This window comes from Prevotella sp. LCP21S3_D2 (assembly GCF_052118345.1).
GTDB lineage: Bacteria > Bacteroidota > Bacteroidia > Bacteroidales > Bacteroidaceae > Prevotella.
Window position 1 is genome coordinate 343,125 of the sequence record NZ_JBQKHJ010000001.1, and the last position, 15,146, is coordinate 358,270.

At 45.2% G+C, this 15,146-nt stretch carries 12 protein-coding genes; 7 read left to right on the forward strand and 5 right to left on the reverse strand.

All coding sequences use genetic code 11. From position 1 onward, the window contains the following. The first annotated feature begins 175 nt into the window (after nucleotides 1-175). The 5 genes from ACTQ16_RS01395 to ACTQ16_RS01415 all read left to right on the forward strand — a co-directional run bounded on the left by ACTQ16_RS01395 (nucleotide 176) and on the right by ACTQ16_RS01415 (nucleotide 6,108). A complete protein-coding gene (locus ACTQ16_RS01395; RefSeq protein WP_089543334.1) occupies nucleotides 176-1,468 on the forward strand; it encodes an ATP-binding protein in 1,293 nt (430 codons plus the stop codon). Nucleotides 1,469-1,564: 96 nt separating this feature from the next. Beyond that, nucleotides 1,565-1,966 (forward strand): hypothetical protein, encoded by a 402-nt coding sequence (locus tag ACTQ16_RS01400; RefSeq protein WP_295346983.1) that lies wholly within the window; start codon nucleotides 1,565-1,567, stop codon nucleotides 1,964-1,966. Between the two features lie 217 nt (nucleotides 1,967-2,183). Next, on the forward strand, nucleotides 2,184-2,735 hold the full coding sequence (locus tag ACTQ16_RS01405; protein WP_441935770.1) for a sigma-70 family RNA polymerase sigma factor: 552 nt from the start codon (nucleotides 2,184-2,186) through the stop codon (nucleotides 2,733-2,735). A 10-nt stretch (nucleotides 2,736-2,745) separates the two neighbouring features. Beyond that, nucleotides 2,746-3,462 carry a DUF4974 domain-containing protein gene (locus tag ACTQ16_RS01410; RefSeq protein ID WP_441935771.1) on the forward strand — a complete coding sequence of 239 codons (717 nt, stop codon included), beginning with the start codon at nucleotides 2,746-2,748 and terminating at the stop codon, nucleotides 3,460-3,462. Nucleotides 3,463-3,537: 75 nt separating this feature from the next. Continuing rightward, on the forward strand, nucleotides 3,538-6,108 hold the full coding sequence (locus ACTQ16_RS01415) for a hypothetical protein (RefSeq protein ID WP_441935773.1): 2,571 nt from the start codon (nucleotides 3,538-3,540) through the stop codon (nucleotides 6,106-6,108). Nucleotides 6,109-6,189: 81 nt separating this feature from the next. Here ACTQ16_RS01415 and ACTQ16_RS01420 read toward each other — a convergent pair whose 3' ends face one another. The 4 genes from ACTQ16_RS01420 to ACTQ16_RS01435 form a co-directional block, all read right to left on the reverse strand. After that, nucleotides 6,190-7,446, reverse strand: coding sequence for an ATP-binding protein (locus ACTQ16_RS01420; RefSeq protein WP_441935775.1), 1,257 nt, complete (start codon nucleotides 7,444-7,446; stop codon nucleotides 6,190-6,192). 305 nt (nucleotides 7,447-7,751) lie between these two features. Next, nucleotides 7,752-8,621 carry a tetratricopeptide repeat protein gene (locus ACTQ16_RS01425; RefSeq protein WP_441192434.1) on the reverse strand — a complete coding sequence of 290 codons (870 nt, stop codon included), beginning with the start codon at nucleotides 8,619-8,621 and terminating at the stop codon, nucleotides 7,752-7,754. A 752-nt stretch (nucleotides 8,622-9,373) separates the two neighbouring features. Further along, complete coding sequence (locus ACTQ16_RS01430; protein ID WP_441935777.1) at nucleotides 9,374-10,933, reverse strand: AAA family ATPase; 1,560 nt, start codon at nucleotides 10,931-10,933, stop codon at nucleotides 9,374-9,376. Further along, on the reverse strand, nucleotides 10,909-11,211 hold the full coding sequence (locus ACTQ16_RS01435) for a hypothetical protein (RefSeq protein WP_294971441.1): 303 nt from the start codon (nucleotides 11,209-11,211) through the stop codon (nucleotides 10,909-10,911). The genes ACTQ16_RS01430 and ACTQ16_RS01435 overlap by 25 nt, the downstream gene beginning before the upstream one ends. Before the next feature lie 159 nt (nucleotides 11,212-11,370). Here ACTQ16_RS01435 and ACTQ16_RS01440 point away from each other — a divergent pair, with 159 nt between their 5' ends. Then, complete coding sequence (locus ACTQ16_RS01440) at nucleotides 11,371-11,736, forward strand: hypothetical protein (RefSeq protein ID WP_151200627.1); 366 nt, start codon at nucleotides 11,371-11,373, stop codon at nucleotides 11,734-11,736. A gap of 39 nt (nucleotides 11,737-11,775) precedes the next feature. Next, complete coding sequence (locus ACTQ16_RS01445; protein ID WP_441935779.1) at nucleotides 11,776-13,977, forward strand: TonB-dependent receptor; 2,202 nt, start codon at nucleotides 11,776-11,778, stop codon at nucleotides 13,975-13,977. On the opposite strand, the gene ACTQ16_RS01450 is transcribed toward ACTQ16_RS01445, so the two are convergent. Continuing rightward, complete coding sequence (locus ACTQ16_RS01450) at nucleotides 13,946-15,145, reverse strand: MFS transporter (RefSeq protein WP_441935781.1); 1,200 nt, start codon at nucleotides 15,143-15,145, stop codon at nucleotides 13,946-13,948. The genes ACTQ16_RS01445 and ACTQ16_RS01450 overlap by 32 nt on opposite strands. Between the last annotated feature and the right edge of the window lies 1 nt (nucleotide 15,146).

Sequence of the window (15,146 nt, forward strand, 5' to 3'; positions counted from 1 at the left end):
ATAGAGGAAAGTTCGTGTAAAAAAGTGTATACATACGAGGAAAGTTCGTGTAAAAAAGTGTTGTAAACATTTGGAAGATCGTGTAAAAAAGTGTATCTTTGCAACCGACAGAGCTGTTTAAACATCATAACAGCAGGTTATTAACATCATTAACAACTTCAAAATGTATGTAAGGATGAAAAGAACGATCATAGAACAATTAAAAGCATGGAAAGAGAGCCTTTACAGAAAGCCCTTAATCTTATCAGGAGCAAGACAAGTAGGCAAGACTTATATCCTCCAGGAGTTTGGGAAACAGGAATATGACCACGTTGCCTACATCAACTGTGATGGAAACTCTGAGATTGCCAACATATTTGCAGAAGATTATGATATGAAGCGAGTCCTAATGGTTATCGGAGCCATTAGCAAACAGCCTATAATCCCTGGCAAAACGCTTATTATTCTGGATGAAATACAAGAACTTCACAAGGGACTTTCCTCGCTGAAGTATTTCTGTGAAAATGCACCAGAATACCATGTGGCTGTAGCAGGTTCACTTTTAGGCGTTGCCATGCACCAAGGAGAATCCGCTCCAGTGGGAAAGGTTGATATCATTCGACTCTACCCTATGTCTTTCGAAGAGTTTCTTATGGCAAAAGACGAAGAACAGTTGCTGAACATATTGAAAAGTAAAGACTGGAAGACCATCACATTACTTCATGATAAACTCATCAAGATATTAAGAGAATATTATTTTGTAGGAGGAATGCCTGAGGCTGTGAAAACTTATCTTGCAACTAACGATGCAAATCTCGTCAGACAGGTTCAGAACAACATTCTCACCATTTATCGTAGTGACATGTCGAAGCATGTCAGCCCAAATGAAGCCACTCGCATCAGCATGGTTTGGCAATCCATCCCTTCTCAGCTTGCTAAGGAAAACAAGAAGTTCATCTATGGAGCGGTGAGAAGCGGAGCACGAGCCAAGGATTTTGAGATGGCAATACAATGGCTGGTGGATGCAGGTCTCACCTATCGCATTTCCCGAGTAAGAGAAGTTGGAATGCCTTTGAAGTTTTACGAAGACCTCAATGCCTTCAAGCTGTTTCTCCTGGATGTCGGCCTCCTGGGTGCGCTAAGCGAGATGGAACCTGCCCAAATGCTCATCTCCAACAAAGCCATGACGGAGAGCAAGGGGGCGTTCACGGAAAACTACGTCCTTACCCAGCTATTATGTCAACAGGACATTTACACCTATTATTATAGTAGGGAAGACGCTCGCTTGGAGATAGACTTCCTTGCCCAGCACCAAGGGGTGATAACTCCGATAGAGGTAAAAGCGGAAGAGAACCTGCGTTCCAAGTCACTTCGCGCCTTCTTTGACGCCCATCCCGACTTGCGAGCCATCCGCTTCTCCATGTCGCCATACAAGGAGCAAGAGTGGATGAAGAATGTTCCATTGTACGGGGTAGAGGAGAGTTTCTAGGAACTCTTCTCACAATACTCCCTGAAATTTGCCTTAGTTATGGCAATACCAATGAGTCTATTAGATAACGCAACAATAACAACAAAATAAAAAAATATGCTACAACGTGACTACATACAGCGACTGATTCGCGAGTTTATGGCGGCACTCGAAAGAATGCTCGAAAAGAAAGAGGTGGAGGAGAGACGTGAGAAGATCAGGGAACTCTACAATCAATACGTGGGCCCTTATGCCTTCTACAGCATAGCCACCATCGAGGATGTGATGAAAGCGATGGCAGGAATTGCCGATGAGGAGAAGCGACTCTCCAAGATGGACATGCTTGCCGAACTCTACTATCACGAGGCAGATACCGTGGGGCAGCCTACAAGAGATGAACTCCTGAACAAGGCCTTCATGCTCTTCGATTATGTGGAAACCCACGGAGATACGTTCTCCATCGAACGCCGTAACAAAATGGCAGAAATCAAACAAAAGATTGGAGATGCGCTCAAATAAAGAGTGCATCCTCCTTTTTTATATTTCTAGGATAACAAAAACTAATCATAAAGTCCAATGGTCAAAACTCAAAGTTCAAATTTCGATGCTGAGTGGCGTAATGGAAATGATAGCGAGATGTGGCGTGAGTCTCTGATTTGCATTAAAAAATATTCTGCTAAGGGTTAGGAAAATGAAAATTCGATTGTAATATAGGCAAAAGAAAAGAAATAAAGTAATGCAAATAAACAAAGAAACGATAGAACAGCTCTTCCGGCAACATTATCTGAGGATGTACCAATTGGCCAGGGTACTTCTGAAGGATGATGCAGCCAGCAAGGATGTGGTGAGCGAAGTCTTTGCCGATGTGCTCGACGGAAAGACCCAACTGGGTCTTGATAACGAGACAATAGCCAGCAATTCGCCCCTGCCTTCCACTAACGGCGGGAGCTATCTTCTGGTGTGTGTGCGCCATAAATGCCTCAACCAGTTGAGCCGACAGAAGATGAAAGACCGGGTTCATCATCTTCTGAAAGCCGATACTTCGCCTTCGATAGCTCCCCTGGAAGCGACGATTGCCGAAATAGACAGGGAGACCGAAAAGTACGAGGCAATTCAGGCTTATATGGATGCTGAACTCACGCCACAAACCCGCAAGGTACTCGATTTCCGCTTTCGGCAGAAACTGAAATATCGGGAGATTGCTACGGAATTGGGCATCAGCGAAGTGGCAGTTTATAAGCATCTGGCGCAAGGCATCAGAAAATTAAAGCAAAAATTTAACCCTTAGCAGATTTATTATGGACAAGTTTGAAAAAATACTGGATATCATCGACCATCAGGAGAAGTATTCTGATGAGGAGATTCGTGAAATATTGCAGGATGAGGAATGCCGAAAACTCTATCAGACGATGGTGGAAGTGGATTCTGCCCTCCTTCAACAGAATTTAAACACTCAGGCTTCTATTTCTCATTCGCCTGATGATGCTCTTTCTTCTAACTCTTCTCTGGGTAACTCTTCTCCTAATATAGATGAGGAATGGGAGAAATTCAGCCAGAAACATCAACTTCAGGAAGTATCCCATCCTATAACTTCCTGGCGTAAACTGGCAGCATCCATCGCCGGTTTTGTCTTGATTTCGGGTATTGCCTTTGCCGCAATCCATACTTACATCAAGCGCAGCCAGGAAACAACCCAGGTAACCGCAGATACTCATCCGGAAGTCATAAAATCAGATTCCGCAAAGCAGGTAGCAGCAACGGATTCCCTGACTCATCCGAAACCAGAAAAGCCAGCCATTCACAAGATTTTCGAGAATGTGGCTTTCGAGCAGATGATTTCAGAGATTGCTTCTTATTATGATTTACAAGTGAAGTTTGAGAATAACGAGGACAAGACCCTCCGCCTCTATTACGAATGGAACAGTCATTCGAGCATCGAGGACATCGTAAAAGAACTGAACCAATTCGAGAATGTAAACATCGAATTGCAACAAAACGAGCTGATTGTAAAATAACAAGCTTATCAAAAGTAAGCATAATATTATCGACTCTCAAAGTAATCATAAAGTTCAAAGTTAAAAAGTATCATTATGAGAAGATTTTCAGCCATCATATTCCTGCTGTGCACGTTCGCCCTGGCGATGAGCGCACAGCACATCCAGCGCAACTATCACGACCGCAGCATGTCGGACGTCCTCATCGACCTCGACAAGGCTTCCAAGCGCTATAAAATCAGCTTCATCTACAACGAACTGGAAGACTTCACAGTTACCCAGAACGTGAAGACAGCCAATATTCCCGATGCCATCCGCAAGGTAATCGGCTTCTATCCGATGCAGATGACCGTGGGTGACAGCCTCATCACGGTAGAATGCATACGCAAGAGCGAGCGCAAGCTGATAGGCAGACTGATAGACAATCACAATCTTCCTGTAGAATTCGCCAACATCCAGCTGCTCAACCCGAAGGATTCCTCCTTTCTCTGTGGAGGCGTGAGCAACGCCAATGGCGATTTCGTCATCCCCTGCCAGCAGAAACAGGCCCTCATGAAGGTTTCTTTCGTGGGCTACAAGACGATTTGCAAGCTGGTACCTGTTGCCCGCATCGGAAATGTGAGGATGCAGGCGAATTCATACCTGTTGAAAGGGGTGACCGTTGAAGCCGCAAGGGTTGTAGAAAAAGTAGATAGACAAATCATCTTCCCTACAAAAGAGCAGGTGAAAACGGCTTCCAATGGTTATGATCTGTTGGACAACTTGTCTTTGCCTACCATTATCGTAAATCGAGCAGAACGCAAAGTTCTGTCATTAAAGGGCGGAGATGTGCAAATACGCATCAACGATGTCAAGGCTAGCATGCAAGATGTATTGGCTTTGCAGCCGGATGAAGTTACAAAGGTGGAATTCATTAATGTTCCAGGACTCAAATATGGAGACAGCAATCTGGATGCTGTCATCAACTACCAGGTCCGCCGACGCTATGCCGGTTATGTGAGTGGAGTTTCTACGATGCAAGGCACCAAGACAGGTTTCAATAATAGCGACGGTTATTTCAAATACAATGTGAAGAAATCGGAATTCAGCATCAACTACAGTTTCTCCTATCGCTCGGTAGAGGAACGAAGCTATGAGAGTCTCGGTACTTATCATCTGCCCACAGGAGAAACTCTACATCGCAATTATTTAGGTTATGATTCTCCGTTCCTATACACCACCAATAATGTACAGTTGGGTTATAATCTTAGTGAGCCAGACAAATATACATTGAATGTACGGTTGAATTTCTTCAATTACAACAGTCCTGTGAGAGGCATGAACCAGCTTTATCAGGAAAGCGGCAAGGCAAATCAATATCTGCAAAACAACAGAAAAATGCTGGAGCAGATTCCATCTCTGGACATTTATTATTCGCTCAACATGCCCCATGACCAGAACCTGGCTCTGAACCTGGTGGGTACTTACATCGGCACAGATTACCAGTATCGTATGAGGGAATATACGTTCAACAAATCGCCGGATGAATCTGTAAAGAACGCTCCGCTGACCGATTACAGTTATGATGCAACTGGTAGAAAGCGCTCTCTTATTGGTGAAGGAACATACAGCAAGAACTGGAAACAGATGGCTTTATCGGTAGGTGGACAATATAATATCAGCCACACAGATAACATATATGTGGGAAGCAGTAATGCTGATACGGAATTGAAGTACAGCAATCTCTATCTTTTCACCCAGCTACAGGGACAGCAGAAGTGGTTCAGTTATCAGGTGGGAGTTGGCGCAACCAGGTCTTCCATCCATCAGGGGGAGAACGGATACAGCAAATGGCTGTTTCGACCACAGGTAACTTTACAGGCAAAGGCTAGCGACCGTCTGAGTTTTAAATGGAGCAGCAAAATCACGTCAGACATCCCAAGCCTTTCCGACTTGAGCGAGTTGCGCCAATATTCCAACAGCTTTGAGGCGCGTGACGGCAATAGCGGTCTGAAGCCATTTACCGGCTACAACAATACCTTGTCGGCTTCCTGGAACATTCCGCTGATGTCTGTGTACCTGGAGGGAAACTGGACGTATTACGACAAGCCTATAGCTACTTCTATCTTGCCCGAAAAGCGGGAGGATGGCTCTTATCTCTTTGTGAGCAAACCGGAGAATCAGAAGAGTCATAATTACAAGCACCTGCTGTTGACTCCTGAAGTTCACCTCATCAAGGATCATCTGGATTTGAACCTTATGTGCGAGTATCAGAATGTCAAGACAAAGGGTTTGGATTATTCCCACGAGTTCAATTACTTCAGTTATGGAGCAGAAATTCGGTACATGACGGGCAATTGGAACATTGGCTATGGTGCCTATAAGGTGGAAAAGAGTTTTTGGGGAGAAAAGACAAACGGCGGAGAGCCAACCTCCAATCTTGCCGTAACCTACAGTTATAAGAACTGGCAGTTTGGCGTTCTCGGATTATTCGTATTCTATCCTCATGGCTGCGTGTATAAGGATGAACTTTTCAACAAGTATGTGCAGCAGAAGAACAAGGTACGCCTTGCTGACCAGGGCAACATGCTTGTCTTTGCTGCCAGCTTCAACTTCAGCCATGGCCGCAGATACCATACAGGCAGCCGTAAGCTGAACAATAGCGATAGAGATAATGGTATCAGATAGAATAGTTTTATATTTTCCTGAAATCACAAATAAGCAAAAGGCTGAACTTCCTCACCCGAAGTTCAGCCTTTTTGTCTGTTATCAGAATTCCAGCAGCCATTTCCATAGAGGGATTATCTCTATGCGGCAACCATCCTTCTCTACAATATCCTCCTCGTCCTTTGTCACAACAATCATCCGCTTAACATTCTGGACAGAAGAAAGCCTGATCAGCCCATCTGTCTCCCGCCGGAAAGTATCGGGATCTGCCATAGAGTAGGAAACCTGTATGGCCAATTCTTCTTCCGGAATCACAAAATCTACCTCGGCATTCCTGCTGTTCCAGAAATAGCTGCCGTCACCATATTTCCGCCTGAGCGTGACGGCAACTATGTTTTCCAGCAACGAAGTGTCTGCATCTACAAGAAAAAGATAAAGCAAACCATTGTCCGTAAAATAATACTTGCGGTTGGATTCCTTGTCCTGCAACTTTCCGAACAAATTCTCATACGGCAAAATGAGCCAGGTGTCAGCCATGTAGCCGACATAATCTATCGTGGCATCCGTACTGAGTTTTTTGCCGGTACTACTCACGATACTGGCTATTCTGCTGTAAGATAATGGCTGCTTCACGCTTTCTGCCATCTTGCGAATCATTACTCGCAGGGCATAGTCGTTACGAATCTTATATCGAGCCACCAAATCACCGAAGAAGATTTTGCTGAAGAGATTGCTCATCCACGACCTCGGCTCCTTCATCCCCACCGTCTCAGGCAAACCTCCATGCTGGAAATAGATATTAGAGAGTCTTACAATATCCTTAGCGTAAGCATAGAGGGCATTCTTTGCCTTTACATCAATACCGCTCGCCTTCAGATATTCGGCAAAGGAATAGGGATACACCTCATGTATCATGTACCTGCCACCGAGCGTTGTCGCTATCTCGCTGCTCAACATCTTGGCATTACTACCCGTGATGTAAACCTGATATTTCTGATCTGCTAACCTGCGGGCAAACTTTTCCCATCTATCTATCAGCTGAACCTCGTCGAGGAAGAAGATAGGTCGACTGTCATACATTTCTTCATAACAGGTTTTTATCAGGTCAAGGTCGGTCACATCCAAGGAGTCAATACGGTCATCCTCGAAGTTGAAGTACAGGATTTCCTCCCGCTTATGCCCCTCTTCCAGCAGCTGTGCTATGCGCTGATACATCAGATACGATTTTCCTGCGTGTCTCAATCCTACAAACACGTAATTCAGTCCATCCATGAGCTCTACGTCACGATGAACCAGTTCTACCTGAGTAACATAAGCCTGATACTCAATTATCAGTAATTTAATCAAATCCTTCGTCATAATTCCCTTTCTTTTTACTGAATCCGGTGCAAAGATACATATTTTATCGTTTATAGACGACAAAAGCAATAACTTTTTATCGTTTATAGACGATAAAAATGCATAGATTTTATCGTTTATAGACGACAAGCTTCATTTTTCAACGCAATCTACGTGTCATATACGTGAAAAAGTAGCTTTGGACTTTCCGTTTTGACCGATGACGATTGGTTCTGTCCGTTATAAAACTACTTGCAAAAAATAATCTTTCTAACTGGGAAAATATTTTTTTCCAGTTAGAAAGATGAAATTCTATTATTCAGTTTTTATTCGTTATGGAAAACCTTGTAGGGATCCATCTGCTGCATTTTTTCCTTGATTTTCTGCTCTATTCCCTCTGATGGTTCCGGAATTTCGGCACCCATTTCCTTGGCAGCAGCCTCATCCTCGGCAGCACCGGCACTATCACCCAGACTTCTGCGAACCTCGCTGCGCTCGCGATACGCATCAATAGAGAAAGGATTTACCTCCATCACCTTACCGTAGGTCTGTTCAGCCTCCTCCATCTTTCCCTGCGCCTTCTCTACACGAGCCTTCAGCAACAGCACATCCTCGTTGCCCGGAATATGCTCATAGAGGAAAGTTGCATCGAGTTCTGCCTCGGAAAGCTGAGCCTGATCCAACAGGATGCTGCCACGAAGCAATCGGGCGGCATAGAAATCCTCACGCTTGCCTATCGCCTCTGTCAGCATCGACACGGCACGGGGTGCATCGCCCAGTCCTCTGCAGGCTCTGGCATAGAAGAAATACGTCTCTACATTCTCTGCATCCAGCTGCAGAGCCTTATCGCACACATCCGTCATGGCGATATAATCCTCCATCATATACGCCACATCCGCCATACGCAGCAATACTGCTATGTTATCAGTCTGTGCCTCCGAGATTTTCTGCAACTGGGCGTAAGCCTTCTGCAAATCGCCCATAGAGATGTAAGCCTGCGAAAGATAGTCGCGGCATTCCAGATCTTCTGCATTGAGCTGCAGAGCTTGTTCCAGAAACTTGGCAGCAAGGTCGAATTGGTGCATTCTGAGAGCACGAACACCATCATATTTCACCTTGTCGAAGTCCTTTTCCTTCGTTTCTCTCACTTCTTCGGTAGTTTTTTGCCCACCAAATAGCTTTTTCAATATGTTCATATCCAATTGATTTTTTAGGTTTTGAATTGTTTGTTGTTGAAATCGTATCAAACGACAGGGCAAAAATACGAATAAAATCCCGAAAAACGCCCCTTTTTTGGAAGAAATATTTTCTTTTTCCTGATTACGAGAAGAAGGTGACAAACTTAGACGCACGAATACCATCCACATAAACATCTGCTTTATAGGGAGTTAGGATTATTTTTGATTTCAGCTAAAGGCATCAAAAATCTCAGTCTCAGTTGTCTCAGTTATTTTTCAAGTACCCCCTCTTTTTCTTTTATTCTTATATATATATTATATATTTATATATAATTAATTAATAATCAATAAGTTACAAAACAGAAGAAAGGAAAGGAAGAGAAAAAGGGGAAAATGATACCCCCTTATTTTTTAACTGAGACTCTGAGACTGAGACTCCTTCCAATTAATTGGAATGCCACTTTTTGTATTAACTATCTGATAATAAGCCTTCTAGAAGAAAGCAAATTAGAAAATCTTCCAAATTCCAAATCTTCCAATTAATTTTTCAGCATATCCCTCCTACCCTCCTTTTTATATATATTTATATATATTATATATATAATTAATTAATAATCAATATATTATATAATATAAAGAAGTAAAGAGAAAGGACAAGCGAAAGATGCATACCCTCTTAAAATTAATTGGAAGAACTGGAATCTGGAAGATTTAGCAGGGTAACTGGAACGCAGCCCCAGGAAAATCCCCTTTTCCCTAGAAGGCATTTCTCACTCCACGACCCAATCCGTGATGTTATGCGTAGCACTATCAAAATTCACCCCGACCTTGGTTATAGGAAGGCCCGACAAGGCAAAACGCTGGCGATAGTTCTTGAGATTGATCTGCTGCATCTCCACCTGGGCATTCTGGTTAAGTTTCAACTCTATCAGGTAAAGACGAGATTTCGTCATAACCACGATATCAACCCTGCCATTCGGAGTATGTACTTCTACATCTACCATCCAAGCCGTAAGAAGCGAGAAGATGACATAGAACATCTGCTGATAATGCCCCTCATAGTCCGTATTGGCACAATATGGAACCGTGCCCAGGAAAGACTGCAAATACTGCAAGGCCTGTCCCAGGTCTTCCTTATCGAAGGCACGAGCCATGTTGCGGGTCGTATTATTGGCATTCTGCGTGTTAGGCGTTACATAGTAAGGAATCAGCGCCTTGGTCAGCCCCAACCGCACTTCCCTGTTCGGAATACCCAAAGTATAGGAATCGTAAGCCTCTTCATAATCCTTGATGGTAATGTAGCCACTCTGATAGAGCAGAGGCGTAAGAGTTGTCATCGTTTCCGTAGGCGCATCAAAGTCTGAAACGCCCGCTTCCATGGATTCGGCGAAATCGCTGAAGTTGACCCCAAACTTCTTCATCATATTGATGAGATAGGTAGGAGTTCCCGTAGAAAACCAGAATGGCTCTACCCGCTTTAGCGAAAGACTGCTGAGCAAACTGAACGGATTGAAGATATCAGGCGATTCTGATGCAAAATGATAGCCGTCATAATAATCCTTGAGTCGGCTCAGCGTCTCATCCATCGTCCAGTTCTTTGCCTCGGCCAGTTCCTGTATTCCCTCTTTTAACCGGGTAAGCATCTCCTCCTTGGTAATACCACAAATGCCCGCATACTCGGGGAGCATGCTGATATTGGTGATGTTGTTCAACTCGCTGAAGATGCTGAGCTGCGAAAACTTGGTAATGCCCGTGAGGAATACAAAATGCAGCATGGAGTCAGAATCCTTCAAGGGACTGAAAAAATTGCGAAGAATCTGACGGAGAGCCACCAGCTGGTTTTCCTCGTGCACCACATCCAGGAGGGGCGCATCGTATTCGTCGATGAGAATGACCACCTGCTTGCCGGTTTGCTTATAAACTTGGCTGATGAGATTGAGCAATCTTACATTTGGGTCGGGCGCATCCGTCATAATTCCCCATTTCTCTTCATGCTGTTTCAGAATAAAGAGAAGATAGCGTATCAGCGCATCCTCCTGCATGTGCTTGCCACCCGACAGATCAAAATGCAAGACAGGATATTCCACCCAATCCTGTTCCAGCCTTTCCATCTCCAGCCCCTTGAAAAGTTCCTTCTTTCCTTCGAAGTAGCTTTGCAAGGTAGAGACAAGAAGCGACTTTCCGAATCGACGAGGGCGACTCAGAAAAAGATATTTCTTGCCGGAATGGGTCATCTGATGGATGTACCCGGTCTTGTCAACATAGAGATAATTCTTGGTGATAATCTCCGAGAATGTCTGAATGCCTACAGGATAGAATTTTGCTGCCATAATCTGCACCGTTTTGATTTTGGCACAAAGTTAAGCAAAATTTCTGAAAACAACAAGCAAATCGGAGTTAAAAATACAAGATTGGGATAAAGAAAGAATAAGCTTTCCTTTTGAAAAGGAAATAATTGCTGATTTCTTTCCTTTTTAGAAGGAAACTTTCTACGTTTGCAGCCGATTGTAGGAATCGACTTTGATGGAATAGGCATCTCGTTCTGCGCCGTGATGATTTCCTGCAAGTTTGCCCTGCGGGAGAAGCGGAAGTGGATGCGCTTATCCATATTCCCAAAGGAAAGCATAAAAATTCCTTAAATAAAGCAACTTTTAGAATTATTTCGAAGTATAGTTAGAAATATTTTCGTATTTTTGCAAAGTATACTTTAAAATATTTCTGTATAGACAAGCAAATTATTATAAATATCATCATAGACTGTAGATAAATGCAGAGGATAACGCATAAGAGAATCAGAATTTCCTGGCTGCTGCTATTGGTTTACCTGCCGATGCTGCTTGCCGTTACGTTTCACCACCATGGTGAAGCGCAGGGAACTCATGCTGATTTCTATTGTGCCGATTGTGCCCATCATGTTCATCACGACGGGCATCTGATAGCCCTGCAGCATACCATGCACGACTGTGTGCTTTGCCAATTGCAAAGCACTCCTTATCTGGCTCCATCCCTCGTGGTTTGGGTTGCCATCGCCGTGCTCCATCTCTCCCCTCGCCGTGCCTTCTGCTCTCCTTGCCTGTGCAGGGCGAAGGGGGTAAAATCTACCCGTGCTCCACCTTATTCTCTGTTTTTATAAATAATTGAATATTAACAGAATAAGGTAACAAATAGCATAATGAGAACAATATTGAAAGCAATATTACTGATGAGTCTGTGCTCATCGGCAACAGCCCCTGCTATGGCTATAAACAGAGCAAATCATGATAAGAAGGACGCAAACATTCATGAAGAAGAGGCAAACGATTCTACCAGACACCAGCCGCTGACGGAATCGAGCGTGAAACTGAACGAAGTGGTGGTAACAGGCTTGACGGGCAGCCAGAAACTGAAGCAATCGCCGGCACCTATCTCCTTTGTTTCTGCCCGCCAGCTCGAAATGCAGCCTTCTACCAACATCATCGACGCCATCGCCCACCAGCCAGGCGTTTCGCAGATTACCACGGGAAGCGGAATTTCAAAGCCCGTAATCCGTGGTCTGGGCTATAACCGCGTGGTAGTGGTAAACGATGGAATCAGACAGGAAGGGCAGCAATGGGGCGATGAACACGGAATAGAAATCGACCCCGCTTCGGTTCATTCCGTAGAGATTCTGAAAGGTCCGGCAAGTCTCATGTATGGATCGGATGCGATGGCAGGCGTTCTCATCTTCCACTCCGCTCCTACCCTTGCCAAGGGCGACATGAGAGCAAATTTCTCAACGGGTTATCAAACCAACAACGGACTTTTTGATTATTCGCTCAACTTTGCCGGCAACCAGGGCGGATTTGTATGGAACACCCGCTACAGCGGAAAGATGGCGCATGCCTACAAGAATAAATACGATGGTTATGTATTCGGTTCATCACTCAGAGAGCAGGCATTCTCGCAGCTTCTAGGCTGGAACTACCGCCAGGGGCATTCGCATCTCACACTCGATTATTATCATCTCACTCCGGGTATCGTAGAGGGAGAAAGAGATGAGAAAACGGGCGAACTGGAAATTCCAGAAGGCTACGATGCCAAGAGTTACGGCAAGCCGATGCCTTATCAGCAGATTCATCATTACAAGGCTGTACTTGATAATTCCTGGTTCCTGGGCGACGGCAATCTGAAGTTCCTCCTGGGTTATCAGCAGAACCGCCGTCAGGAGTTTGAGGAGGAAGAGAATCCGAAGGAATGCGGACTCGATTTCATGCTCCATACCATGAATTACGACCTGCATTATCTCTCGCCGGAAATGAATGGATGGAAGTTCTCTACGGGCATCAACGGCATGTGGCAGCAGTCGGTTAATAAAGGTTCTGAATTTCTGATTCCAGACTATCATCTCTTCGATTATGGTGTATTTGCCACGGTGAGCAAGGAGATAGGCAAACTGAACCTGAGCGGCGGCATCAGATACGATCATCGCCATCTGCACAGCGAGGCTTTAAGAGAAGAGGATGATGCTGAATCGAATGATTCTTTCCGCTTCCAGGCCTTTAAGCGCAGCTTTGAGGGAGTAACCGGAAGCATCGGATTGGCTTATGAAATCCTGCCCGATTTCAATCTGAAGCTGAACCTGGCAAGAGGATTCCGTGCTCCAAACATCAGCGAATTATCATCGAATGGTGTGCACGAGGGAACCCTGCGATACGAATTGGGAAATACCAGTCTGAAGCCGGAAAACAGCTGGCAATTCGACCTTGGTCTGTATTATTCTTCGCCTATCATTTCGGCAGAGCTCTCGCTGTTTGCCAATCGCATCAACCATTACATCTATAGCGAGAAGTTGGCAGATGAGAACAATCAGCCTGTCCTCATCGACGGCACACCAGCCTATCAGTTTACTTCAGGCGACGCCCGCATTCTGGGTGGAGAGGCGAGCATCGACATCCACCCTGTGGAGCATCTGCATATCGGCAACACCTTCTCGTATGTCAACTCGGTTCAGTTGCATCAGCCATCCGAATCAAAGTATCTGCCATTCACCCCAGCCCCTCGCTGGGTTTCGGATGTAAGATATGAGTTTGTCTGCGACGGCAAGACTTTCGACCATCTCTTCGTAAAGCTACAGATGGATTGCAATCTCCGCCAGAACCATTATTTCGCAGCCAACGATACGGAGACCGCTACGCCATCGTACACCTTATTAAATATGTATGCCGGTACCGACGTGAAGCTCCATGGCAAGCGCCTTCTCTCGCTCTATCTTTCGGGCGAGAACCTTACCAACCGTGCTTACCAGAACCACCTGAGCCGTCTGAAGTATCTTGACGTAAACCAGGTTACAGGCAGAAGAGGCGTTTACAATATGGGCCGCAACTTCAGCATAAAGATAGTGGTTCCGATAGTTTAGAGTTGAAGCAATTAACAAGCAAGGAAGCTGCGGTAAAGGCAACTCCTACCCCTACCACACCCGGCCATCCATAATGTTGCCAGAATAGACCTGAAACAAATGTACCGGTAGAACCTCCCAAGAAGTAAATGGTCATATAAACGGTATTGACCCGGTTGATGGCGGATGCATCAAGAGCGACCACGCTGGTCTGATTTGACAGATGGACGCTTTGCATTCCGGCATCAATCAAGAGGATGGCGATTATCATCCACAAGTAACTGTCATTTCCCCAAAATGCCAACAACCATGCAAACAGGATGACGCATCCTCCGACAATAGAGAAGAATCTTGCGCCATACTTTTGGATATATCCGCTGATGAAAACCACCGTGGATGCACCTGCCAATCCGCACAAACCGAGTGCTCCGATAATATCGTCGCTTGCAAAGAAAGGCTCTTGCTTCATTCGGAAAGCAAGGCAACTCCACAAGGCAAAGAACGAGCCATAAGCCAATGCCGCCCTCAACGACGCGATACGCAAGTACGGGTATTTGGAAAGTAGGCGCAACAAGGATTTCCACAGCCCTGCATAACTTTCTCGTGAACGGGCAGGCAACACGGGCAGCATTTTGTGAATCATCAGAAAACACCCGAGCATAAACACGCAAGCCACAAAATAGACAGTACGCCATCCCCATATATCGGCGAGAAAACCACTGAATACCCGTGACCCAAGAATGCCTATGAGCAAACAGGACTGTATAATCCCCACGTTGCGCACCTTGTGGTCCGGAGCTGAATTATACGACACCAACGGAATGAAGAACTGCGGCATGACCGAAGATGCCCCGGCAAGCAAGGATGCGCCCCACACCCAGTAGATGTTCGGGGCGAGTGCTATGGCAAGCAAGGCGCACGAAGAAACGATGTAATTGGTCAATATCAGTCTCTTTCGTGAAACCAGGTCGCCAAGCGGAATGACAAATACAAGCCCTGCTACATAGCCTATCTGGGTCAATGTCGCCACCATGCTGGCGGAAAAATCGCTTACCGCGAAATCCTTAGCCATGCTGCCCAACAGAGGCTGGTTATAATAGCAGTTGGCAACGGAAAGCCCGGTAGCGACTGCCATCAGCGCCAGCAGAGGCGCCGAAATGCCTTGGTTCTCCCTCAATTCATACTTCATC